At 47.1% G+C, this 23,059-nt stretch carries 22 protein-coding genes; 17 read left to right on the forward strand and 5 right to left on the reverse strand.

Features of this window, described 5'->3' with window-relative positions; translation table 11 throughout:
- Positions 1–59 precede the first annotated feature (59 nt).
- From ACN5NT_RS05555 to ndk, 5 genes are all read left to right on the forward strand, one after another.
- The gene (locus ACN5NT_RS05555) at positions 60–2,642 is read left to right on the forward strand and encodes a cobyric acid synthase (RefSeq protein WP_419174772.1); all 2,583 of its coding nucleotides are present in this window, start codon (positions 60–62) and stop codon (positions 2,640–2,642) included.
- A gap of 36 nt (positions 2,643–2,678) precedes the next feature.
- On the forward strand, positions 2,679–3,674 hold the full coding sequence (gene cbiB / locus ACN5NT_RS05560) for an adenosylcobinamide-phosphate synthase CbiB (protein ID WP_136799277.1): 996 nt from the start codon (positions 2,679–2,681) through the stop codon (positions 3,672–3,674).
- Complete coding sequence (locus tag ACN5NT_RS05565; RefSeq protein ID WP_419174773.1) at positions 3,668–5,038, forward strand: cobyrinate a,c-diamide synthase; 1,371 nt, start codon at positions 3,668–3,670, stop codon at positions 5,036–5,038. Before cbiB ends, ACN5NT_RS05565 begins: the two co-directional genes overlap by 7 nt.
- A gap of 18 nt (positions 5,039–5,056) precedes the next feature.
- The gene (locus ACN5NT_RS05570) at positions 5,057–5,704 is read left to right on the forward strand and encodes a precorrin-8X methylmutase (protein WP_419174774.1); all 648 of its coding nucleotides are present in this window, start codon (positions 5,057–5,059) and stop codon (positions 5,702–5,704) included.
- A gap of 172 nt (positions 5,705–5,876) precedes the next feature.
- Complete coding sequence (gene ndk, locus ACN5NT_RS05575; RefSeq protein ID WP_136799274.1) at positions 5,877–6,290, forward strand: nucleoside-diphosphate kinase; 414 nt, start codon at positions 5,877–5,879, stop codon at positions 6,288–6,290.
- 124 nt (positions 6,291–6,414) lie between these two features.
- Here the strand turns inward: ndk and xseA are convergent, their stop codons facing one another.
- Positions 6,415–7,770: an exodeoxyribonuclease VII large subunit gene (gene xseA / locus ACN5NT_RS05580; RefSeq protein WP_419174775.1), complete on the reverse strand. Its 1,356-nt coding sequence runs from the start codon at positions 7,768–7,770 to the stop codon at positions 6,415–6,417.
- A gap of 136 nt (positions 7,771–7,906) precedes the next feature.
- Between xseA and ACN5NT_RS05585 the strand changes: the two genes are divergently transcribed.
- Genes ACN5NT_RS05585 through ACN5NT_RS05595 form a run of 3 tightly spaced genes read left to right on the forward strand, consistent with a single transcriptional unit; the run spans position 7,907 to position 10,709 of the window.
- Positions 7,907–8,602 (forward strand): tetratricopeptide repeat protein, encoded by a 696-nt coding sequence (locus ACN5NT_RS05585; RefSeq protein ID WP_419174776.1) that lies wholly within the window; start codon positions 7,907–7,909, stop codon positions 8,600–8,602.
- Positions 8,599–9,450 carry a pantoate--beta-alanine ligase gene (gene panC / locus ACN5NT_RS05590; protein ID WP_419174777.1) on the forward strand — a complete coding sequence of 284 codons (852 nt, stop codon included), beginning with the start codon at positions 8,599–8,601 and terminating at the stop codon, positions 9,448–9,450. The genes ACN5NT_RS05585 and panC overlap by 4 nt, the downstream gene beginning before the upstream one ends.
- A gap of 56 nt (positions 9,451–9,506) precedes the next feature.
- Positions 9,507–10,709, forward strand: coding sequence for a DegT/DnrJ/EryC1/StrS family aminotransferase (locus tag ACN5NT_RS05595; RefSeq protein WP_419174778.1), 1,203 nt, complete (start codon positions 9,507–9,509; stop codon positions 10,707–10,709).
- A gap of 86 nt (positions 10,710–10,795) precedes the next feature.
- Here ACN5NT_RS05595 and ACN5NT_RS05600 read toward each other — a convergent pair whose 3' ends face one another.
- Positions 10,796–11,158 (reverse strand): cell wall hydrolase, encoded by a 363-nt coding sequence (locus ACN5NT_RS05600; RefSeq protein WP_136799269.1) that lies wholly within the window; start codon positions 11,156–11,158, stop codon positions 10,796–10,798.
- Between the two features lie 471 nt (positions 11,159–11,629).
- Here ACN5NT_RS05600 and ACN5NT_RS05605 point away from each other — a divergent pair, with 471 nt between their 5' ends.
- Positions 11,630–12,046, forward strand: coding sequence for a secondary thiamine-phosphate synthase enzyme YjbQ (locus ACN5NT_RS05605; protein ID WP_136799268.1), 417 nt, complete (start codon positions 11,630–11,632; stop codon positions 12,044–12,046).
- 35 nt (positions 12,047–12,081) lie between these two features.
- Here ACN5NT_RS05605 and lpxC read toward each other — a convergent pair whose 3' ends face one another.
- Positions 12,082–13,077, reverse strand: a complete 996-nt coding sequence (gene lpxC, locus ACN5NT_RS05610; RefSeq protein WP_136799267.1) for a UDP-3-O-acyl-N-acetylglucosamine deacetylase — start codon at positions 13,075–13,077, stop codon at positions 12,082–12,084.
- Between the two features lie 446 nt (positions 13,078–13,523).
- Positions 13,524–14,585: a tetraacyldisaccharide 4'-kinase gene (lpxK, locus tag ACN5NT_RS05615; protein WP_419174779.1), complete on the reverse strand. Its 1,062-nt coding sequence runs from the start codon at positions 14,583–14,585 to the stop codon at positions 13,524–13,526.
- A 196-nt stretch (positions 14,586–14,781) separates the two neighbouring features.
- Here lpxK and ACN5NT_RS05620 point away from each other — a divergent pair, with 196 nt between their 5' ends.
- The 8 genes from ACN5NT_RS05620 to ACN5NT_RS05655 all read left to right on the forward strand — a co-directional run bounded on the left by ACN5NT_RS05620 (position 14,782) and on the right by ACN5NT_RS05655 (position 22,127).
- Entirely contained in the window at positions 14,782–15,894 is a 1,113-nt protein-coding gene (locus ACN5NT_RS05620; protein WP_419174780.1) for a branched-chain amino acid ABC transporter substrate-binding protein, read from the forward strand.
- A gap of 91 nt (positions 15,895–15,985) precedes the next feature.
- Positions 15,986–16,888: a branched-chain amino acid ABC transporter permease gene (locus ACN5NT_RS05625; RefSeq protein ID WP_136799264.1), complete on the forward strand. Its 903-nt coding sequence runs from the start codon at positions 15,986–15,988 to the stop codon at positions 16,886–16,888.
- A 14-nt stretch (positions 16,889–16,902) separates the two neighbouring features.
- The gene (locus tag ACN5NT_RS05630) at positions 16,903–18,114 is read left to right on the forward strand and encodes an ABC transporter permease subunit (RefSeq protein WP_419174781.1); all 1,212 of its coding nucleotides are present in this window, start codon (positions 16,903–16,905) and stop codon (positions 18,112–18,114) included.
- Positions 18,115–18,128: 14 nt separating this feature from the next.
- On the forward strand, positions 18,129–18,920 hold the full coding sequence (locus ACN5NT_RS05635) for an ABC transporter ATP-binding protein (protein ID WP_136799262.1): 792 nt from the start codon (positions 18,129–18,131) through the stop codon (positions 18,918–18,920).
- On the forward strand, positions 18,913–19,620 hold the full coding sequence (locus ACN5NT_RS05640) for an ABC transporter ATP-binding protein (protein ID WP_136799261.1): 708 nt from the start codon (positions 18,913–18,915) through the stop codon (positions 19,618–19,620). Before ACN5NT_RS05635 ends, ACN5NT_RS05640 begins: the two co-directional genes overlap by 8 nt.
- 60 nt (positions 19,621–19,680) lie before the next feature.
- Positions 19,681–20,658: a Gfo/Idh/MocA family protein gene (locus ACN5NT_RS05645; RefSeq protein WP_136799260.1), complete on the forward strand. Its 978-nt coding sequence runs from the start codon at positions 19,681–19,683 to the stop codon at positions 20,656–20,658.
- An 18-nt stretch (positions 20,659–20,676) separates the two neighbouring features.
- Entirely contained in the window at positions 20,677–21,822 is a 1,146-nt protein-coding gene (gene lpxB / locus ACN5NT_RS05650; protein ID WP_419174782.1) for a lipid-A-disaccharide synthase, read from the forward strand.
- A gap of 11 nt (positions 21,823–21,833) precedes the next feature.
- On the forward strand, positions 21,834–22,127 hold the full coding sequence (locus ACN5NT_RS05655) for a Smr/MutS family protein (protein WP_136799258.1): 294 nt from the start codon (positions 21,834–21,836) through the stop codon (positions 22,125–22,127).
- Positions 22,128–22,194: 67 nt separating this feature from the next.
- Here the strand turns inward: ACN5NT_RS05655 and ACN5NT_RS05660 are convergent, their stop codons facing one another.
- Positions 22,195–23,007 carry an RluA family pseudouridine synthase gene (locus tag ACN5NT_RS05660; RefSeq protein WP_419174783.1) on the reverse strand — a complete coding sequence of 271 codons (813 nt, stop codon included), beginning with the start codon at positions 23,005–23,007 and terminating at the stop codon, positions 22,195–22,197.
- Positions 23,008–23,059 lie beyond the last annotated feature (52 nt).

A 23,059-nucleotide genomic window follows, 5' to 3' on the forward strand; every position in this document is an offset into this window, starting at 1 on the left:
TGGTGGCAGAAGCAGAATTGCTGAGCAAATAGTTAACAGAACTTACTAGGAATTATTTGATGACAGAAATACCTGGCAGGAATCGAACTGGACATGGCGGAAATATTCACGCAGTTCTTCAACAGGCTGGATGTGAATATGGTGAAATTTTAGATTTCAGCGCCAACATAAATCCGCTTGGACCACCTGAGTGGTTGCGCTCCATGGTTTCCCGGGAGTTGGACAAAGTCCTGCACTACCCGGACCCGGATTATAGTGATCTGGTCGAAGAGATTGCCAGGTTTTACAAGGTTGATTCGGATCAGGTTATTCCGGCAAACGGATCGACAGAACTGTTATACATCCTGCCACGGCTGCTTGGCTGTAAACGCGCTGTTATTCCGGTACCTTCATATATCGATTATGTTCGTGCTGTTGAATTGGCCGGGCTTGAAGTATTGCCGTTGGTATTGAAGGAAGATGATGATTTTCAGCTGGATCTAAAAGAGTTGAGCAGGGTCATTGGAGATGATGATCTGGTGATTTTCGCTTCTCCGAACAACCCTACAGGCAGCATGGTGGAGGCTGATGCAGTCCTGGCCCTGGCGACTGATTTTCCCGGGACGAAATTCATTATAGATGAAGCATTCCTCGATTTTGTCGAAGGTGGAGTGAGTGTTGGCGGCAAATTGCCAAACCTCATAACACTGAACTCCATGACCAAATTTTTCGGTGTCCCCGGGTTGCGACTCGGGTTTGGACTGATGCCTGCGGATATTGCCGCCGCAGTAAAGCAGGTTATGCCCCCCTGGACCTTGAACAGCCTTGCCCAATCCTTTGGTGTCGAGTGCCTGCGCGATGAAGAGTACCATACTGAAAGTAGAAAATATGTGGTGGCCCTCAAAGAGAAGTTGTCGAATGATCTGGCAGCATTAGAACCGTTGACGGTATATCCGTCCCATGCGAATTATCTGCTGCTCCGTTTAAATAATGGGGTGACTGCCCCCGAGCTTGCACAAAGAGTGCTGAAAAGTGGTATCCTGATTCGGTGCTGCGACAATTACAACGGCCTTGATGAACGGTTTTTCAGGGTTGCAGTACGTACCGAGCAGGAAAATGAACGTCTGGTATCGGCGCTGAAATCCGGGCTTATGATCGAAAGAGAAGCGAAGATCAAAAGCAGGAAGCGTACCCCTGCAATCATGTTTCAGGGTACTTCCTCTAATGCCGGTAAATCTGTTTTGACCGCTGCTCTCTGTCGCATTCTGCTGCAGGATGGCGTGCGGGTTGCTCCTTTTAAGGCCCAGAACATGTCCCTTAACTCCTTTGTTACCAGAAATGGTGAAGAGATGGGAAGGGCACAGGTCGTTCAGGCGCAGGCAGCAAAGTTAGATCCCGATGTGCGGATGAACCCCATCCTGCTGAAACCAAACTCCGATACGGGGAGCCAGATCATTGTGTGCGGCAAACCTGTCGGCAACATGTCCGTTCTTGATTATGGCAGGTATAAACCTGAGGCTTGGCAGGCAGTGCGCCAGTGCTACGATAGTCTGGCAGACGAGTATGAAGCGATTGTGCTTGAAGGCGCAGGTTCACCCGGTGAAGTAAACCTGAAGGCCGAAGATATCGTAAACATGCGTATGGCCCGTTACGCTGATTCCCCGGTTCTGCTCGTCGGAGATATCGACAGGGGAGGGGTCTACGCCTCTTTTGTGGGCACCATGGAGGTGCTTACCCAGTGGGAGCGCGATCTCATAGGCGGTTTTGTGGTTAACCGGTTCAGGGGGGATGCATCACTTCTTACCAGCGCGCATGATTATTTGCTGCAACATACCGGTAAAAGCTCCCTGGGGGTCGTGCCGTACCTGATGGATCTGGGGTTGCCGGAAGAGGATTCAGTTTCCTTTAAAGAAGGAATTTTTCACAGGGAATCCAAGGAGAATGAAGCGGTCGATATTGTATTGATTAACTTCCCGCATATCTCCAATTTTACAGATGTGGAACCCTTTCTCGATGAGCCGGATGTGAGCCTGCGGGTCGTCGACACGGTATCGGAACTTGGCAACCCTGATGCTATTCTTCTGCCTGGCTCAAAAAACGTTATAGGCGACCTGAGCTTCCTCCTTGATCGTGGTTTTGGCGATGTCCTCAGGCAGAAAGCGGAGACAGGTTGCGAGATAGTCGGGATCTGCGGAGGGTATCAGATTCTCGGCAGGGAAATTGATGATCCGATTGGTCTGGAATCAAACCTGAAAAGTCTCGCAGCGCTTGGGCTCATGGATATGACCACCGAACTCAAGCCGGAAAAGCAGCTGACGCGCCAGAAAGGGGTGCATTTACCTTCGGGCCTCGAAATTTTCGGTTATGAGATCCATCATGGTGTTTCAAACTCAGCCTTAAAGCCTGTGGTGGAATTTGATTCAGGTGGCTATTGCGGTTCGTTGTCCACTGCCGCTAATGTCTGGGGATCATATTTGCACGGAATCTTTGACAGTGACAACTTTCGTCGCTGGTTTATTGATAACCTGCGCGAGAGAAAAGGGTATAGGCGACTTGAAGAGGTCCAGGCTCCTTATGATCTCGAGAGTGCTTTTGATCGCCTGGCAGATACGGTTCGTAACAATATCGATATGGATCAGGTGTATAAACTACTCAAAATTTGATTACGGGTTCTTCGGGATCTTCTGGACCGTTTCTATATGCTTTTTTCTTTGCAATTCATGGGCAGTATGCTGCTCGACTTTATTTTTGGTGACCCAAGGTCAATCCCGCACCCGGTACGCGGGATTGGCTGGTTGTGCACCAGTTATGAGACTGTCACCAGGGCGATATTTGGCAATGCCCGTTCTGCGGGAACTGTAGCATTTCTGCTCGTGCTGTTAAGCACCGTAGCGATTGTTACAGCCTTGCTGATGTTTATCCATTCATTCTCCATCTGGGCAGAGGCCGTCGCTTCGGTATTGGTATTGTACAGCAGTGTTGCCTGTCGGGACCTGCAAAGACACAGCATGGAAGTCTATAATGCTCTGACTGGAGGTGCATCAATTGAAATTTCCAGGCAGAAAGTAGCCTGTATAGTCGGCAGGGATACCGCATCACTCGATGAAGCCGGAGTCAGCCGGGCCACAGTCGAGACTGTGGCGGAGAATCTGGTGGATGGCGTGACGGCACCGGTATTTTTCGCAATACTGTTCAGCGCTTTGCCCCTGGACGGGATACTCTCTCCAATCGCACTTGCCGCCATAGGGGCCTATTTTTATAAGGCAATCAATACTATGGACTCCATGTATGGCTATAAAAATGAGCGGTATATCAAGTTTGGCACGGTGGCTGCCAGAGTCGATGATTGCGTAAATTTTATACCAGCCAGAATTACCGGTGTAATTCTGGTCGTTACCGCCTGGTTGCTGAGGCTCGATGCAAAAGCGAGCTGGCGGGTGTTGTTGCGGGACAGACTCCAGCATTCAAGCCCGAATGCCGGCCATCCTGAAGCCGCCGTGGCAGGTGCCCTGGGGATTCAGCTTGGCGGCACCTCCGACTATTTCGGTAAGGCGGTGCACAAGCCGACTATCGGCGATGCAGTACGAGCTGTCTCGCCACGGGATATACAATTGACAAACAGGATTATGTTCGTGTCATCATTTCTGTTTGTCGTACTCTTTTTAGCTCTTCGATATTGGATTGTACAATGGTGAATTCCGGCAGATCCGAATTTCTGATAGGTGCGACCAAAAGTGGATCAGGCAAGACCTTAATAACCCTGGGCATATTGGCAGCACTGGCAAAGCGGGGGATAGATGTACAGCCGTTCAAGTGCGGGCCGGACTTTATCGATCCGACTCTGCATCAACTCGTTGTGCCGAGGCCATCAATCAATCTCGATTTGCAGATGATGGGGGAGGAGGGGTGTCGTAACTCCCACCACTTTTATGCTGCTGATGCCGAGGCCGTGGTTGTTGAAGGGGTAATGGGGTTATTCGATGGGGGACTGGCCAGCTCTGCGGCTTTGGCAAAATCACTGGATATCCCGGTGTTGTTAATCGTCGATGTGCGCTCAGCAGCCGAGAGTGTGGCCGCTGTGGTTAAAGGTTTCGAAACGTATAGTCCTGATACCAGGTTACTCGGGGTGATATGCAACAGGGTTGGGTCGAGCAGGCATCGTCAGTTAATAGAAGACGCGATTTCGGCCTCGTGCCAGACTCCGATTCTTGGTTTTTTCCCAAGAGATGTCGATTTTGAAATGCCATCACGGCATCTTGGTCTGTATATGGGGCATGAAATAGACCAGGATCAGCGACGAATGGAAAAGTTGATCCAGACAGTAGAGGAATCAATTGATTTAGACAAATTACTTGAACTTTCTCTGAAAAAAAATCCTATCACCCCTGATCTTCGCGCGGATGATTCGCAGGTTCAACAAAATACCAAACCTCGCCTCGCTGTAGCCAGGGACGAGGCGTTTTGTTTCTACTACCCTGAGAATATAAGAATATTTGAAGAGTGCGGCTTCGAGATAGTAAATTTCAGTCCGTTACATGATAACGCACTGCCTGATGATATTGCGGGTATCTATCTTGGCGGCGGTTATCCCGAGCTGTACGCCCAGCAGTTGTCTGCAAATATTTCTATGAGAAATATTATCAGAAAGTGGGCAGATGATGGTAAGTTCATATACGGTGAATGTGGTGGATTTATGTATATGACCGATGATATTGTCGATCACGATGGCCGGTTGCATGAAATGGCTGGGATTTTCCCAGTATCAGTCGCGATGAAGAAGCGTCTGTCCAGACTTGGCTATCGTAGCCCGGAGCTGGTAACAGATTGTTTGCTTGGCGATGGTGGCGAGCAATTTTTCGGTCATGAATTTCACTACTCAGACATTGTCAATCGGGCAGATGAACTCGAGTTTTTGTACACATTAGCTGATGGCAGGAAAGAAGGGTGCAAGAGGGCTCAAGCCTATGGCAGTTATATTCACCTCCATTTTGCCCGTAATGTTAAGAGTATAAAAAAACTTCTGGAAGAGCTGGAAGTTAATCGAGCAAAGCGTGGATAACGTATTAAGAGGATATATATGGTACGCCTTCAGAATGTATTGCCGTCAGAGATAGAAGCTGAAAGCTTCAGGATAATCGAATCTGAATTTTTTGAGCAGACAGGAAAAAAAATAACTGATTATTCAGAACCAGAATTCAGGGTGTTACAGAGGGTCATCCATGCAACCGGTGATTTCGCTCTGGCAGATACGATAGTCTTTCAGCATGATCCGATTACTGCCGCGATTTCCGCCATTCGATCTGGTGGTAACGTTCTCACTGATGTAAACATGGTTTCCAGCGGTGTGAGCAAGGTGAACCTGGATCGGTTTGGTGGCAAGGTGTATTGCGGGGTAAGTGACCCTGAGGTCGCTGTATATGCGAAAGATAAAGGGATAACCAGATCGGATGCGGCGATGCAGCTCTATCACGACAGAAACATAGCCGTGTTGGCTATCGGCAATGCCCCGACTGCGCTCGTCTCAGCCCTCAAGCTCATTGATAAAGGACATTTCAAACCTGGCGTTATTGTTGGGGTTCCTGTTGGTTTTGTTAATGCTGCGGAGTCTAAGGAGATGCTGAAAGAGAGAGCAGTTCCTGCTATTACCGTGTCCGGTAGAAGAGGGGGAAGCCCCATAGCTGCGGCTATCACCAACGCTTTATTGAAACTCGCTCTCCTGAATTAAAACGTTGTAGAGCGTAATAAGGCTTGGTAGTTCCGGCTGAAATAGGCAGGTTGGCCAGACACTGCACAAATATTAAGAAACTGAATTTCTAATACGAACCATGAAGCTTGACTTTTGTATTGAGTGATGCTAACTCTCTGTATCTCGTTAACATTATTCAAGAGGGATTTTCATGGAACGAACATTTGCAATCATTAAGCCCGATGCATTCAAGGCGGGTAATGCAGGAAAGATTCTGGCCAGAATTTACGCAGAGGATTTCAAAGTTGTTGGACTGAAAAAGTTGTTTTTGAGTAAAAAGGAAGCGGAAGGCTTTTATGATGTTCACCGGGGCAAACCGTTTTTCGATGAGCTTACAGATTTTATGAGCAGTGGACCGTGTGTCGTGATGGTACTGGAAGCTGATGGAGCTATCAAAAAGTGGCGTGATCTGATGGGTGCTACCAACCCGACAGAGGCTGCTGACGGTACACTTCGTAAGGAGTTTGGAACCTTCGTTGGTGAGAACGCCACCCATGGCTCAGACGCTCCCGAGACCGCGGCCTTTGAAATCGGATATTTCTTTTCAGGCCTCGAGCTTCTGTAAAAACGTTTTAGCTGTACGCTCCGCAGCGGCACTCTGTGTTGCTGCGGGCAAGTATAGAACTTTTAAACTCCCCGCCCAACGCTTTTGTCCAGAGAAGTAATTATCCCGCAGACCTTGTCAAAGCTCAACTTTCCGTCTTCGCCAAAACCTCGCAGAGAAGTTCTCCCTCATGGAGCAGTACGTTGACGTTTTCTCCAATGGTTACTTGTTTTGCCGAATTGATGGTGGTTGATTCCCCTGTTCTTTCATCCTTTTTTTGAACGATACTGTATCCTCTGGCCAGGGTAGACAGTGGACTGACGCCTTGCAAAAGGGCGGCGGATTTAGCCAGTGAGTTCCGGTTTTTCTGAAGAATTCTTTGTATGTGCTGGGTGAGATTGTTATGTAAGTGCCCGATTCTCTGCTGTTGCAGAGCAATCTGGTTTAATGGAGCCTGGTGATTCAGCCTTTGGTTGAGATCCTTCAGGTGCCGCTCTCTCTCATTAAAAAATCGATATCCAGCTCTCTGGAATTTCTCTGTCGACAGGTCGACCCTGAGCGAGAGTGTTTCAAGTCTGTTGTGGAAGTTGGCCAATACCCGTGACTGGTGTTGTACCTGTCCGGCAAGTTGTGAAATAGAGTTGCTGATAGTTCTGCGAAGCCTGTTTCGCGCCGCCAGTAATTGAAGGCCAAGTTGTTCACTGTCGGAGATGATCATTTCAGCCGCACCGGTTGGAGTCGCGGCTCGTACATCAGCACAGAGATCAGCTATGGTCGTGTCAATTTCGTGACCAATCCCGGTGAGCACAGGAAGGCGGGAGGCATAAATTGCCCTGGCGACGATTTCTTCATTAAAGGCCCAGAGGTCCTCCAGAGAGCCGCCCCCCCGGCAGAGCACAATCATGTCGCAAGGGATTTTCCTGTTAATAACAGATAGTGCACGGGCGATCTCCCCGGCAGCCTTATCACCCTGCACAGCTACAGGATACACTTGAATATGTGCGCTGGTTTTGCGTTGTTTGCAGATTTTAAGAAAATCCTGGATGGCGGCACCGGTAGGGGAGGTAACGACAACGATCTTTTGTGGAAAATCGGGAAGAAGCTTTTTGGAACTCACATCAAATAGCCCTTCCTCAGAGAGTTTTTTCTTCAGTGCTGCAAACTGCATCTGCAATACACCAAGACCGTGATGGTCGATGGTGTCGACAATAAGCTGGTACTCTCCCCTTGGCTCGTACACAGAGATTCTACCCCGGCAAATAACCTGCTGGCCATCACGCAATTTTTCGGCAAGGTATCTCTGCTGCCCTTTAAACATAACCGCACGGATCTGTGCATTTTCATCTTTTAAGGTGAAATAATGGTGACCTGAGAAGGGTGTACGTAGGTTGGAGATTTCTCCGCCAACAGCAATAAATCGGTATTGCCCTTCAAGCATCAGCTTGATTTCAGTTGTAATCTGTGTGACGGTGCGTACTGTAGCGTGAGGTTCAATTTGCATAATATAATGGCTAATTGGGTTATAAGTATAAAGGCTGCTATGTTTACGCATAGACAGTGAATGCAGTATATATTATAATCGCCCTGCCGAAACAATCTTATATCCATATTTGTTGTACAATCATTGGAGACGTATAATGTCTGGTCCGAGCGCTTATGAAAAGAAATATGTAGACCCTAAAGATCAAAGTCAGGTTGAGGGACTGCTTGAACATTTCAATCTTCCTCCGAAAGTGATCCGTTATCTGCGGGAAAACAAACGTCAGATACAGATCGCCCTTGCTGTAACTCTAATCGCAATTGTTACAGTGTCACTTTATGGTTCTTACAAGGAGAAGCGTGTTGAGAAAGCTGCATCTGCTCTTACGCTTGCCGAGAAAGAAACAGGCGATGCCCAAATCGCAGCATTTGAGAAAGTTGCGTCCGAGTTCGATGATACCGCATCCGGTGTATGGGCCAAGGTCGAATTGGCTCATCTTGAGATGAGAGAAAAAAATTATGATTCTGCCGCCCAGAAATATAGTGATGTCAGCAAGGGGTTGAAAGCAGATAGTCCACTGTATCCGCTTACCTTGGTTGGACTTGCTGAAGCTTACGAGGCTCAGCAGAAATATGACGAGTCCTATGCAGCTTTTGAATCACTCAAAACTGTTAACGGCTATGAGCTGACAGCCTATGCGGGAATGGCACGTATACATGAGACTCGAGGAGAGTTCGACCAGGCTATGGGCATCTATGGCCAATATCTTGCGGTGATAGGCGAGGAACCAGGTCTCGATGCTCAAAGAGCGTATGTAGATGAAAAAATTGCAAGAATCAAGGCACAGAAGTGAGAATTGTTCGCACAACCAAAGAGCTTCAGCAGCAGGCAAACCAATGGCGAAGTAATGGTTTAACGATTGGTTTGGTTCCAACCATGGGCTTTTTCCACGAAGGTCATCTGTCGCTCATGCGTGAGGCGCGAAGACAGTGTGACCGTGTCATTACTACGCTCTTTGTCAACCCCATGCAGTTTGGTCCGAATGAAGATCTTGACTCATATCCTAGAAGCTTTGAGCGGGATCAGCAAATGGCTGAAGGTGAGGGTGTCGATCTGCTCTTTTGCCCGGATCCGAGCGAAATGTATGGTGAGCAATTCCAGACAAAGATCAGCCTGGACAAGGTTTCGCAGGGACTATGCGGCGCAGATCGTCCAGGGCACTTTGATGGTGTCGCAACAGTTGTCACCAAGCTATTTAATCTGGCCAAGCCGCACAAAGCAGTATTTGGACAGAAAGATTTTCAACAACTTGCCTTGATTCGACAACTGGTAGCTGATTTAAATTTTGATATAGAAATCATTGGTCATCCTATCGTTCGTGAAGAGGATGGCCTGGCAATGAGTTCGAGAAACAAGTATCTGGACGCCAATGAGCGCAAGATCGCTGTGTGTCTGTCCCAGGCGATCGGTCAAGCGAAGAAGATGCTTGCCGATGCAGGTGGAAGTCTGCCGGCTCAGGAAATCATCACTATGGCAGAAAGCATGATAGAGCAACATCCGGAGTGTTCTGTCGAGTATGTCAGCATTGTGCATCAGAGCACCCTGCGTCCGATGGAAATCGCCGATGGTGAAAGCGTTCTCGCTATGGCCATGAAGGTCAATAATAAAGTTCGTCTGATCGATAACTCACCTCTTTGTTGAGCTACTTGATTACGACTACAAGCAAAAGATTGCACTAAAGCATTAAGGAGTACATTATGCCAGGTTTTGAAATATTTGGTGAAGAAGAGAAGAAAGAGATCCTTGAAGTTCTCGATACCGGTGTTCTGTTTCGTTATGAGTTCCCGGAACAGCGTAAAGGTATATACAAGGTAAAGCAGTTTGAGGAAAACTTTGCCAGCTACTGCGGCACCAGCCATGCCCAGGCGGTTACATCCGGCTCCACCGCGCTGAAAGTAGCCCTTACCGCTCTTGGCGTCGGGCCTGGAGATGAGGTTATCACCCAGGGTTTTACCTTTGTAGCAACCTGGGAAGCGATTTTTGAAGTAGGTGCTGTACCGGTATTTACTGAGGTTGACGAGACCATGAATATGGATCCGGAAGACCTGAAAAATAAAATTACCGATAAAACCGCATGTATCATTCCAGTCCATATGCTTGGCGCTCAGGCAAATGTGGAGGAAATCGTCAAGATTGCAGCGGAGCATAATATACCTGTACTTGAAGACACTGCTCAAGCCACTGGCGGACATATTGGCGGCAAGTATCTCGGTACTTTCGGCAGCTGCGGTACCTTCTCATTCGACTCTGTTAAGACCATGACCACCGGTGAAGGTGGAATGATCATTACTGGTGATGAAGAACTTTGGCGTACCATGTCTGAGTACCACGATCATGGCCATGACCACATTCCCAACCCTGGTGCACGTGGCGGTGAGGGACGTCGTTTCATTGGTTTCAATTACCGTATGATGGAAATCCAGGGTGCAATCGGCATTGCTCAGTTGGCAAAATTGCCTTACATGATCGAAGCTCAGAAAAAGACCAAGTCCCGGTTGCTTGAAACAATCGCTGAAATTCCAGGGTCAGGCGTTAGAAAGCTCATGGATCCGGAAGGTGACACAGCAACGTTCTGCTGTTTTACTCTGCAGGATCGTGAGCAGTGTTCCAGAGTGAATGAGGTTCTCCGTGCTGAAGGCTTTGGTGCAATCAACTTCGCAGAGAATACCTGGCATTTCTACCCGGCATGGGAACACATTCTGGCAGGTTCCACCCCGATAAAGTCAGGTTGGCCTTTTGCTGAGCCAGGCGGTAAGCGCAGGGTTGTCTATGATCCAACAGCATTGCCGAAATCTGCTGACCTCATTGGCAGAACCCTCGTATATCCGGTTCCTGTCAAGATGCCCGAAGACAGACTCGATGCAATGTGTAATGCGCTGAGAAAAGCGAAAAACGCCTGATGTAACATAGTATATTGATGCAACGAAAAAGGCCTGGTACTCGAAATTGAGTATCAGGCCTTTTTTATTGGATGTGGATCGGGGAACTACTTGTAAAACTTATGCGATCCGAACTGGTCAACATAGGTGTATTGTTTTGCCCAGTAGGGGGTGATGGTATCCAGGTGGTAATGTGTGGCACCATTGGTGATGTCGGCCGTTTGCAGGGCAACATATACAGATTGTAAGCACTGCATGAAAGCCTTGGTGTCGTTAGGTACGTAGGATGCCTTCTGGAATGTCCAGCTAAACTGGTATGGCTGAGTTACCACTGCTTTGATCGGCATGTTTTGCTCTTTGGCCCGGTTCAAGGTTACATGAACTATTGCGACCTGCCCAACCTGTGGCTCTGAGCGAGCTTCATGATAGACGTTAAGGGTCAGCCATAGTAGGCCTTCAAGAATAGACACTTTGTTCCTCCAAATAATTGGTATAGATAATCGTTACCAGATAGTGAAGAATACTATTTCCAGTTATCTTTCTATGTGTTGTAACAATTTGTAATGACTTGGTTTGCTGTTGCGTATGTATTTAAACTACTTCACAAAGGAAAAGCTAATGGTGGCAAGTGATAAGTCTAATATACAGGAATACGGGACAAGGTCAATAAAATAATTATTTTTTGAATAAAATTTCTTTCAAGAATTTCTGAGGATAACAGTGGCTTGTATTGCTTGTTGCGTGTTACGGCGAATGGTAAGGCAAAGTTCAGATCGCAGTTGTAAAATGATACACCAATTTCAGTGTCAATGCATGGTGTTGATAGGCGGACAGTACTGGATCATGGCGAGTTGTGCAGCAATTGGCGTGATCCTTTGAGGCCTAACGGACGTCACATTGCCCTTTACCAGAGAGAAAAGCAATATTGAACGGAGGGTTCAGTGAAATCATATTTTAAGGAGTTGACCTTTAACGTGCCATCGAGGAGAGGTCTTATCAATATTACGCCTGAGGTTGAAGCGTGTTTGGCTGAAAGTGGCATTACCGAAGGTCTGCTGCTTTGCAATGCTATGCACATTACAGCGTCAGTCTTCATTAATGATGATGAGAGTGGACTGCATCATGATTATGAGGTCTGGCTTGAGAAACTTGCACCTCATGCACCTGTTGAACAATATCGACATAATGGCTACGAGGATAATGCCGACGCGCATATGAAGAGACAGATAATGGGTCGCGAGGTTGTGGTAGCTGTTACGGGTGGCAAATTACATTTCGGCACTTGGGAGCAGATATTCTACGGGGAATTTGATGGTAGAAGACCAAAGAGGGTGCTGGTAAAAATAATCGGAGAGTAAGTAACGAGTAGTAAAGGTTCTTCACCCGCCTGTGATCAGGCGGGTGAAGTGGCTGGACTGCCAGCGCTTGCACCGGCGAAAATAGGCATAATGATGTCTTGCGCTGCTTTGGTGCTATGGAAAACATCATTGAACACGGACTGAGTGCCATTGTGGCTGAGTTCTACCAGTTCCCAGCATTCGGGGCTGTCGACAATAGCCTGCATGAGACCCAGGTGCTGGGTGTGACCAGCTTTGTATGCTTCAATATGACCGAGCACAGGGCAACCGAGAAGGGCTATATCACCGACCAGATCCAGAACTTTATGTCTGATAAATTCGTTATCGAAGCGAAGTCCATCTTCGTTGAGGATGGATTTGCGATTCCAGTGAATAGCAATAACGTTATCCAGGGTGCCTCCAAGGGCAAGGCCATTGGCCCAAAGCTCTTCGACCTGTTCGACGTAGCCAAAAGTGCGTGCCCTGACGATTTCTTTGTCAAATCTATCCTTCGTCAGATCAATTGAAAATTTCTGGGTCTGGATAAATTCGTCATCAAACTGAATTTCGCCGGTAATCTTCAGGCCGTTAAACGGGCTGATGGTTAATTTTTTGTCGCCGTCTGTATAATGAATAGGGCTGGTTATGCGGAGTATTTTACGAAGACTGCCCTGTCGCTGTTTACCACTGTTTTTGATTATGGCAAAAAATGGTTCCGCGCTGCCATCCATGATAGGTACTTCGCCAGCATCAATTTCGATATCAGCATTATCAATACCGTATCCGTGCAGGGCTGCCATCAAGTGCTCTGTGGTAGAGATGGTGTGGTTCTCTTCGCCAATTGTTGTTGCAAGCCGAGTATCGACTATTTTATCCATGTGTGCTCTGATGGGCTTGCCTGGCGCAAGATCGGAGCGGAAAAAGCGAATACCGTTGTCAGCAGGCGCTGGCTTGATGGTGAGGTTGACAGTCCTTCCGGTATGAAGGCCAACTCCACAGCAGCTAACGGTTTTTTTGAGTGTATATTGATATGGATCTAGTGACAACGACATAAAAAATTCCTTAACGATAAATATATTTAAAATCCTTTCATATAATTTTATGCAAATAAGATGCCAGGCGGTTGATTGGACACTTCTTGTGTGGCTGACTTGAATAAACGACAGAATAGTAGGCATATAGCTGCAAGTGTTAAATATTGTTGAAGAGTGTGTTGTTTATGCATTTTGTGGTGTAAAAGACAACACGTGGCGAAAATAACACTCACTGTGTGTTTTAGTTCTCAATTTTTATAGCGATAAATTCGAATGAAGACGTTACAGATGCACGGCAAAATATGAGGTGAGCAGAATTGAAAATATGCAGATATCTCGATGCAGGCTGAACCATTTTGTTTCGCTATAACCGCACATGGGTTCATGGCCCGGCAGGAGAGTACACATCTTGTTGACATGGGGTGAGCGGAGGAGGGTACCTTCGAGTGTCTTTCAACTGATTTTCATCCTTTACTCAAGGGTAATGAGAGCCTGGTAGCTATATAATCATAAAAACCACCTGATGGCTGTGCAGAAATTTTCAGGCAGTAGAGTGGTAGCCCAGGTGCAAGATTTTCCATCTTTACCAGATCCTTGTGCGTCGTGATGATTCCTTGTGCACCACTGGACAGCGCTTTTTGAGAGATCTTTGCAATGAGTTCGCTATTGTACTCTGTGTGGTCTTTCAGGGCAGTGCGGCCTGACAGGCAGATGCCGCTGTCGGTAAGGAGTTGAATGAATCTTTCCGGGTTGGCAATTCCGCTCAAGGCGTAGAGAGGGCTGACTGAGGCGTAATCTGATACATTCAAGACGTTGTTATTCTGGTCATACACGCCATCAACGCTGTTTTGTGTAGTGAATACCGGGGTGTTCGGGAATTCGGCCGTGAGCTTGTGCTTGAATGCCAAAGAATTCTCACGGTTTGCATCTGTTACACCTGTGAGCAGGAAGATATCAGCCCGCTGGAGAGCGGATTTTGGTTCCCTGAGATCACCTGCCGGAAAAACCCGGTTATTGCCGGCCAAGGTGGTTGCGTTAAACAGTACGATGTCAAGATCTCGGTGGACTGCCATGTGCTGAAACCCGTCATCTAATATGAGAACATCGCACTTAAGGTGATCCTGAGCGTATTGCGCTGGGATAGAGCGTTTTTTTCCTGTAACAACCCTCAGACCCGGCACCGATTGAGCGAGCATGAATGGCTCGTCACCGGCTTCTTCGGCGGGCAATAAGATATTGGTACCGTCTGATACGACATTGATGTCTTTATTCGCTTTCCCTCCATACCCTCTACTGATAACTCCAACTGTAAAGCCACTTTTCTGCAGAAAGCGCGATAACATTTGAACAGTTGGTGTTTTGCCGCTGCCACCCATTGTGAGGTTGCCCACAGAAATGACCGGGATGGAAAGTCTGGAAGTTTTCAAAACGTTTTTGCTATACAAGAGAGAGCGAATCTTCATTGCCATCCCGTAAAGCGGGCTGAACGGAATACCAAGAAAGTAAAAAAGCTGAAGAGGCTTCATGTTTAATGCGATGGGGATAAAGTGGTTAAAAAAAATAGGCAAAAAGACTTTTTTTGTTTATTTATTTGCAAATGAAGAATAAATAAGTCTCTACATTCATACGCAGTACTCGCTTTATTTGCAAATTTCTTTTGCGATCCGAGTTAATTGCACCAGGTGCAGTATTGTCAATAACTGAACGAGGGAGGAGAAAGGCATGAAAAAGGTATTTGTAGCTGCAACAGCTATTTGTGTAGCATTATCGGCACCGTTAATGGTGTCTGCCAATGACACCATTAAATTCGGTGTTGCAGGTGCACACAGTGGTGATCTGGCATCTTATGGTTTGCCGTCAGTCAATGCGGCGAAACTGGTCATCGACAAGGTTAATGCCAACGGCGGTATTAACGGCAAGCAAATTGAACTGCTGGTCGAAGATGACGTATGTAAGCCAGAGGTAGCGACCAACACAGCAACCAAGCTTGTTTCTGACGGTGTTGATGTTGTTCTTGGTCATATCTGCTCTGGTGCTACCAAGGCAGCTCTGCCGATTTACAAAGATGCAGGCGTTCTCGTTATGTCTCCATCTGCCACCAATCCTGCTCTCACCCAGAGCGGCGACTATCCGAACTTTGCCCGTACCATCGCCCCTGATGATGCTCAGGCCCAGGTTGATGTCGAGTTTGCTCTGAATACTCTTGGTTACACCAAGATTGCAGTCGTTCATGATAAAGGCGATTACGGTAAAGGATTTGCTGAATTTGCCAAGAAATTCCTCGAAGAATCAGGAAAAGCAGAAGTTGTGCTTTTTGAAGGCGTTACCCCCGGCGCAGTTGATTATTCTGCCGTTGTTCAGAAGGTCAAGCGCTCCGGTGCAGAGGCTGTAATGTTTGGTGGTTACCATCCGGAAGCTTCCAAGATTATCAGCATGATGCGTAAAAAGCGTCTCAAGGCCGACTTCATCTCTGATGACGGCGTTAAGGACAACACCTTCATTAAGGTAGCTGGTAAGAATTCTGAGGGTGCGTATGCTTCCGGTCCTAAGGACACCACCTCCAACCCACTGTCCATTCAGGCTGTTAAAGAGCACAAAGAAGCCTTCGGTTCAGATCCCGGCGCATTCTTTGAGAATGCATACTCCGCAACTCTGGCTATGCTGAATGCTATCGAAAAGGCTGGTTCCACCGATCTTGATGCTCTCAAGAAAGCACTGCAGACTGAGAAAGTTGATACTCCGGTTGGTAGCATCTATTTCGATGAGAAAGGTGACGCAATTGGTGTCGGCTTCTCCGTTTACCAGGTACAAAATGGCGAATTTGTAGAATTATAATAGCTGTTTTTTCGTACACTTAAATATCACCTGAAACAGGTTGCGCTCAGTGTTGGCGGCCTGCTTCAGGTTCTTTTTTTTGTGGTATCTTATGGATTATTTTATAGAGCTACTTTTTAGCGGTCTTTCCCGGGGGGCAATCTATGCCCTTATCGCACTGGGATATACGATGGTTTACGGTATTATCGGTCTGATCAATTTCGCCCATGGTGAAATTTACATGATTGGAGCTTTTACCTCATTTATCGTTGCAACCGTTCTTTCCATTTACGGCTTTCCTCTTTTGGCCATAGTTGCACTCGCTGGCGTCGCAGCAGCTATCTGGGCGGCATCATATGGGTTAACTATCGAAAAAATTGCCTATAAGCCTCTCCGGCATGCCCCGAGACTTTCTCCGCTTATCAGCGCGATCGGTATGTCGATCTTTCTGCAGAACTACGTTTTGCTCGCACAGACCTCTGACTTTCTGCCGTTTCCGGAATTGATTCCTGAATTCGCCTTTATGGAGCCGGTTGCCCATATTGTTGGCTCATCCGATCTTGTCATCCTTGTTACAACTGCGGTGGCCATGTTGATTCTCACCTACGTCATCAAGTTTACCCGACTTGGCAAGGCAATGAGAGCGACTGCGCAGGACAGAACCATGGCAATGCTGGTTGGAATCAATGTGAACAATATTATTTCCGCCACCTTTATCATCGGTTCAGCTCTTGCTGCCATAGGCGGGTTGTTGATTGCATCCCACATCGGACAGATCAATTTCTATATTGGATTTCTGGCTGGAATCAAGGCCTTTACCGCTGCAGTTCTTGGTGGAATCGGCTCTATTCCTGGAGCAGTGCTTGGAAGTCTCATTCTTGGGCTGACTGAGAGTTTTGCTACCGGTTACGTATCGAGTGATTATGAAGATGTCTTCGCCTTCTCTTTGCTGGTGTTGATTCTTCTTTTCAAACCGTCCGGTCTTCTCGGTAAGGCTGAAACACAGAAAGTGTAACTTGTAAGGTTGCTATGTTTTCTCTAAATGAACTTAAGAAGGGCGCCCTCATTTCACTCTGGTTCGTTTTTCTGACCTTTCCAATCATGGTGATCAAGGTTGATCCAATTGAGAGGATCGTTCAGTGGCGCTGGACGAATGCGCTTATGGTGGGTATCGGCACATTTATCGTGTACTGCATCATACAGTTCGCCAAATATCGAAAATCTTTAAAAAGCACGGAGGAAAGTGAAGAAGACTCAAAAGAGCAGGCATCTTTCATCCACAAAATATTAGCGAACACAAAACAGCGAAATATGCTTTTTATGGTGCTTGCTGCCATTATTTTGATATTCCCTCATCTGTTTTCAACCTATCAGACCAACATCATGACCACTGCGCTTATGTATGTGGTACTTGGTCTTGGTTTGAACATCGTTGTAGGTATGGCTGGCTTGCTCGATCTGGGTTTTGTTGCCTTCTACGCGGTTGGTGCCTACTCCTACGCATTGCTCAACCACCATTTCGGGCTGGGCTTCTGGGAAGTGCTGCCTATTGGTGGCGGACTTGCAGCAATTGCCGGTATTTTGCTCGGTTATCCTGTATTGAGGCTCAGGGGCGATTATCTTGCCATTGTCACTTTGGGTTTTGGTGAGATTATTCGACTGGTACTGGAGAACTGGAATGAATTTTCCAAGGGGCCAAGTGGTATTTCCAACATCTCCCGGCCTGAGTTTTTCGGTATCGAGATGAGCCTGGAAATGTCAATTCTCTATATTTACTACATAATGGTCGGCTTTATGGTATTCACCATTTTTGTAGTGAACAGGTTGCAGGATTCTCGATTAGGCCGCGCCTGGATTGCCTTGCGGGAGGATGAAATTGCCTGCCAGGCCATGGGAATAGACAAGCAGAAGACCAAACTTACAGCCTTTTCTCTGGGTGCGTTCTGGGCTGGTATTGTGGGGGTGATTTTCGCCGCGAAGACCACTTTTATCAATCCTGCGAGTTTCACATTTCTCGAATCCGCTATCATTCTCTCCATTGTAGTGCTTGGTGGAATGGGGTCAATTGTCGGTGTTATTATCGGTGCGCTTGTTCTGATACTCATGCCTGAATATCTGCGTGCCCTGTCAGAGTACAGAATGCTGGCTTTTGGTGCCATTCTGGTAATGATGATGGTATTCAGACCCCAGGGTTTGATCGCCAATGTCAGAAGAACGTACAGATTTGAGAAAAATTCATAAGGCACAGCAGAGATATGACTACCCCAATATTGAAAGTTACCGGCCTTACCATGGATTTCGGCGGTATTCGTGCGCTGAATAAACTGGACCTTGATGTACACTCCGGAGAGATTGTCGCTCTTATCGGTCCCAATGGTGCAGGCAAGACCACATTCTTCAACTGTGTTACCGGTATTTATATGCCCACAGCTGGAGATGTGATGTTGACTCCTCCGGGAGCTGGTAAGAGTACCAGCCTCAAAGGGCTGAAGCCAAACTACGTTACGAAGAAAGGTCTGGCCAGAACATTTCAGAACATCCGGCTTTTTCCTAAAATGACGGTGTTGGAAAATGTTATGATCGGCCGGCATTGCCGAACAAAAGCCTTCATTCTCGGTGCAATTTTCCGCGGCCCTGCCACCCGTAGGGAAGAGCAGGAAATAATGGAGATGAGCTACAGTCTTCTGGAGAAAATCGGCCTTGCAGAATTTGCGAATGAACGAGCCGACAATCTCTCGTATGGCGCGCAGAGAAGATTGGAAATAGCCAGAGCTCTCGCCACGGAACCGCTTCTGCTTCTACTCGATGAACCTGCTGCTGGAATGAATCCCCAGGAGACTCAGGAACTTATTGATCTGATAAGGGAAATATCCTCTGATGGTCAGGCAATTCTACTCATTGAGCATGATATGAAATTGGTTATGACGCTCTCTGACAGAATCTTCGTTATGGATTATGGTAAGAAGATAGCCGAGGGCAAGCCTGAGGAGATCCGTACCAATCCAGATGTTATCAAGGCATACTTAGGTGAGGACGTAGATGCTTAAACTCGAGAATGTACAGGCAGGTTATGGCAACATCCTTGCCTTGAAAGATGTGAGCCTGGAGATTAATGAGGGTGAGATAATTACCCTCATCGGGGCAAACGGCGCAGGCAAAAGTACTACCTTGATGGCGATTTCCGGAGTTGTAGCTTGCAGATCCGGTAAAATTCTGTTTAATGGTGATGAAATTCAGGGCAGGAACTCTGATGAGATCGTCAAGAAAGGGCTTTGTCAGGTGCCTGAAGGAAGGCATATTTTTCCGCAGCTGACTGTGCGGGAAAATCTTGATATGGGTGCGTTTCTAAGGAATGACAAGGCGGAAATCAAGAAAGATATTGAGTATGTTTTCGATCTTTTTCCCATTTTAGCCGAGAGACGAAACCAGGATGGCGGAACCTTGAGTGGTGGTGAACAGCAGATGCTCGCCATGTCACGTGCGCTTATGGCGCGGCCGCAACTGCTGCTTTTGGATGAACCGTCCATGGGGCTTGCACCGCTGGTGATCAAACAGATTTTTGAAATAATCAAGCAGATAAATTCAGAAAACAATACAACAATTTTTCTTGTCGAGCAGAACGCCAACCAGGCACTGCACATTGCGGACAGAGGATATGTACTGGAAAACGGAGCCATTACCCTGAGTGGACCGGCCAGTGATCTTCTGGCGAATCAGGATGTGCAGAAAGCCTATCTGGGAATCTGATCGGCAAATTGATCCGGGGCACGGATGAGGTGCCCTGGAGGTGTAAGGAGCAAGCCCTCTATGGGAAAGACTAAAGTCGGTGTAATTGGTGTCGGGTATCTCGGAAGGTTTCACGCGCAGAAATATGCGGCGCTTGAGAATGCTGAACTGGTTGGTGTAGCAGATGTAAGCCTGGAACAGGCCGAAAAAGTGGCCGAAGAGTGTTCATGCAAAGCGTATGCGGATTATAAAGAACTTATCGCGCTGGTTGATGCAGTTTCAATTGTAGTCCCCACCAGTCTCCATCATAAAGTAGCAAGCGATTGTCTGAACGCCGGAGTTGATGTTCTCCTGGAGAAACCAATAACGGTAACTCTGGAAGAAGCAGATGACCTGATACGCATTGCTGAAGAGAAATCTCTGGTCTTTCAGGTTGGTCATCTAGAGAGATTCAATCCTGCGGTTCAGGCGATGGAGCCATTTCTTACCCAGCCTGTGTTCATCGAGAGTAATCGTATTTCTGTATTCAAAAATCGTGGTGTAGACGTTGATGTCGTCCTTGATCTTATGATTCATGACATCGATATTATACTCAATATCGTCAAATCACCTATCAAGCAGATTCACACTGTCGGGGCACCAGTTGCCACAGCGACCACCGATATTGCCAACGCCAGACTTATTTTCGAAAATGGAGCCACTGCAAACGTAACTGTCAGCAGGATATCCCGCACCAATATCAGAAAAATGCGTATCTTCCAGCCAGGTTCATACATTAATGTGGACTTTGCCAATAAGAAGGTAATGACCATTCACCTGAAAAAGGAACTCATGGATTCCGGCATGCCAAAACAGGATGTTGAGATCAATTCCTTTACAGAAGGTGACGCTCTGAGAAGTGAGATAGAGCACTTTGTTTATCACGTAGAGAATAGAACCAGGCCTGCTGTGTCCGGTCACGAGGGCAGAAGGGCTCTGGCGGTTGCTCTGGAAGTGATGGAGCAGATTAAGCAGCATCAGAATCTTGACGTATTCAAAGACTATCTTAACACTAAGTAAAATACTGTGAAGTCTATCATGATAGTCACCGGAGAAGCCTCCGGTGACTTGCATGGCTCGAATCTTGTGAAGGCCATGCGGCAAAAATGCAGCGATCTCTCCTTCGCAGGGATGGGAGGGGAGGAGCTGGAAGCTGCTGGTGTCGAAATTCTCTTCGATGCCAAAAAAGTCTCCGTTGTCGGTGTTTCCGAAGTTGTTTCCCACCTGGCCGATATCTTTGCCGCCCAAAGAATTCTCCGCCGTTTCCTGGCTGAAAAACGCCCTGATTTACTTATTATAATTGATCTGCCTGATTTCAATCTGATGCTTGCCAAGGCTGCAAAAAAGCTTGGTATTCCTGTTTTCTATTATATTTGCCCCCAGGTATGGGCCTGGCGGTCGGGTAGGGTGAAAACCATCGCCGAACGCACAGACAGGGTTGGTGTCATTCTGCCTTTTGAAGAGAAGTATTTAAAAGACAGGGGGGTTGAGGCTGAATATGTCGGTCACCCGCTGCTGGACAGCGTTCACGCTGATCTATCAAGAGCTGAGTTTTTGAGAAAACATAGCCTCACTCATAAAGAGGGGGATGATGACGGCTGCAGGCTGATCGGTTTGTTGCCGGGAAGCAGATCAAAAGAAATTGCATTTTTGCTTCCGACGTTTCTTCAGGCTGCAGAACGTTTACAGAAAAATAGCAAACAGCGCCTTATCTTTTTACTCCCGTTGGCTTCTACAATATCTGAAGAAGAACTGAACGCGCAGGGTCTCAGGGAGTATCAGCAAAAACTCGATTTGCATGTAATTCGAGGGGATCGCTATAATCTGATGGCCGCATGCGATGCGGTAGTTGCCGCATCCGGAACGGTTACTCTTGAGCTGGCTCTTCTCAATACGCCTATGGTTGTGACCTATAGGCTGGCCCCGCTGACGTATTTTCTGGGTACGCTGTTGATTGACATTAAATATTTTTCGTTAGTCAATCTCATTGCAGAACGTGAAGTAGTTCCTGAGTTGCTGCAAAAAGAAGTTTGCCCTGAGAATATTGCAGATCAGTTGCAGGGGTTGCTTGAAGATGAGAGCAAGATGCAGGATATGCTGAACGGATTGGCCGGTGTTCGCAATCTCATGGGTGGTCCCGGTGCTTCAGTTAAAGCAGCGGACCTGGCTCTGAAACTCCTGTAAAAGGTCTGGCGATGGATGAATTCCATGAACACGATGAACAGGTTGAGATGCCCATTGACGGCATTCTTGACCTGCATCCATTTTCCCCAAAAGATCTTAAGTATCTGATCCCTGATTACATAGAAGAGTGCAGGCAGAGAAATATCCTTGAAGTTCGGTTTATTCACGGTAAAGGAATAGGGAATATCCGACGCTCTGTGCATGCGCTGTTGGAAAGAAATGAAGCTGTAGCCAGTTTTCGACTGGCGGGCGAAGGCGCAGGTAGTTGGGGAGCAACTATTGCGGTATTAATCCCTCTGAAGTGATTTCGGGCCCTGGCAGCCCGATCTATTTATTTTAAGGTGGCATGTTTGGGTAACGAATGTTTCAGGCTTACTGCAAAGTGTAACTCTTCGCCTGTCCGGTGAGTGGACAGGTGAAACTCAGCCTGCACGCCTTGAGGTGGAGTTTTTCACCCTCTGGTCTTCCATACCTGTGATCACCGATAATGGGGTGACCGATCATGCTGAGATGGCGCCGTATCTGGTGATATCTCCCTGTTAGGATCTGTATCAGTAAGTCGCTCCGGTCTCTTTGCTGGTCAATTGCGATTACTTTGACGATGGTTGTTGATGACTTACCGTCAAGCGGCAGTTCGATTCGAAGTTCTTTGCCGTTTTCGCCGAGCACCTTCTGCACAGTTGCCTGATACCACTTTTCAACTGATTTATCTTTATGATGCCCAAAAATTGTAGAAAAGGCAGCTGCTGCCTGACGGTCATGGGCAATTAAGATTAAGCCGGAAGCTTCGCGATCAAGCCTGTGTACTAGAAAAACATCTCTATTTTCAAAATGTTTTTCAACAAGCCGCAAAAGGGAACAGTGGTCCCCATATTTTGTGCCCTGGCTGAGAAGACCTGCGGGTTTATTCCAAATACTGTATCTGCCTTCATCTGAAATACAAACCGGTTCCGGCGCAGGCTGTGAGAGTATGGATGTATCGTAATACAGCTTGACCGAATCTTTCTTTTTAAGCTGGTATTTGGCCCTTCGAACTCTGATTTCCTTCCTTTTAGGTCTCCTTAACCAAACAGCACCTTTTTTCAGGCAATCCTTGACAATGCTTTTGGAGAGGCCGGTTTCTTCAGAAAGCAAATCAACCAGGAGAATAGGGGCCTTAACTTCGGTGTGGTGAGTAAATTTCAAAACTATACGATACCTAACGTTACAGCTATGGGGAATATTATTATCTGATACC

The organism is Desulfosediminicola sp. (genome assembly GCF_048381775.1).
GTDB classification, from domain to species: domain Bacteria; phylum Desulfobacterota; class Desulfobulbia; order Desulfobulbales; family Desulfocapsaceae; genus Desulfopila; species Desulfopila ganghwensis.

Coding starts and splice junctions, on each gene's coding strand:
- lpxB (WP_419174782.1), top strand. CDS start 20,677: ATGATAGTCACCGGAGAAGCCTCCGGTGACTTGCATGGCTCGAATCTT.
- ACN5NT_RS05595 (WP_419174778.1), top strand. CDS start 9,507: ATGCCAGGTTTTGAAATATTTGGTGAAGAAGAGAAGAAAGAGATCCTT.
- ACN5NT_RS05620 (WP_419174780.1), top strand. CDS start 14,782: ATGAAAAAGGTATTTGTAGCTGCAACAGCTATTTGTGTAGCATTATCG.
- ACN5NT_RS05635 (WP_136799262.1), top strand. CDS start 18,129: ATGACTACCCCAATATTGAAAGTTACCGGCCTTACCATGGATTTCGGC.
- ACN5NT_RS05555 (WP_419174772.1), top strand. CDS start 60: ATGACAGAAATACCTGGCAGGAATCGAACTGGACATGGCGGAAATATT.
- xseA (WP_419174775.1), bottom strand. CDS start 7,770: ATGCAAATTGAACCTCACGCTACAGTACGCACCGTCACACAGATTACA.
- ACN5NT_RS05630 (WP_419174781.1), top strand. CDS start 16,903: ATGTTTTCTCTAAATGAACTTAAGAAGGGCGCCCTCATTTCACTCTGG.
- ACN5NT_RS05655 (WP_136799258.1), top strand. CDS start 21,834: ATGGATGAATTCCATGAACACGATGAACAGGTTGAGATGCCCATTGAC.
- ACN5NT_RS05565 (WP_419174773.1), top strand. CDS start 3,668: ATGGTGAATTCCGGCAGATCCGAATTTCTGATAGGTGCGACCAAAAGT.
- ACN5NT_RS05570 (WP_419174774.1), top strand. CDS start 5,057: ATGGTACGCCTTCAGAATGTATTGCCGTCAGAGATAGAAGCTGAAAGC.
- ACN5NT_RS05585 (WP_419174776.1), top strand. CDS start 7,907: ATGTCTGGTCCGAGCGCTTATGAAAAGAAATATGTAGACCCTAAAGAT.
- ndk (WP_136799274.1), top strand. CDS start 5,877: ATGGAACGAACATTTGCAATCATTAAGCCCGATGCATTCAAGGCGGGT.
- lpxC (WP_136799267.1), bottom strand. CDS start 13,077: ATGTCGTTGTCACTAGATCCATATCAATATACACTCAAAAAAACCGTT.
- cbiB (WP_136799277.1), top strand. CDS start 2,679: ATGCTTTTTTCTTTGCAATTCATGGGCAGTATGCTGCTCGACTTTATT.
- lpxK (WP_419174779.1), bottom strand. CDS start 14,585: ATGAAGCCTCTTCAGCTTTTTTACTTTCTTGGTATTCCGTTCAGCCCG.
- ACN5NT_RS05645 (WP_136799260.1), top strand. CDS start 19,681: ATGGGAAAGACTAAAGTCGGTGTAATTGGTGTCGGGTATCTCGGAAGG.
- ACN5NT_RS05640 (WP_136799261.1), top strand. CDS start 18,913: ATGCTTAAACTCGAGAATGTACAGGCAGGTTATGGCAACATCCTTGCC.
- ACN5NT_RS05625 (WP_136799264.1), top strand. CDS start 15,986: ATGGATTATTTTATAGAGCTACTTTTTAGCGGTCTTTCCCGGGGGGCA.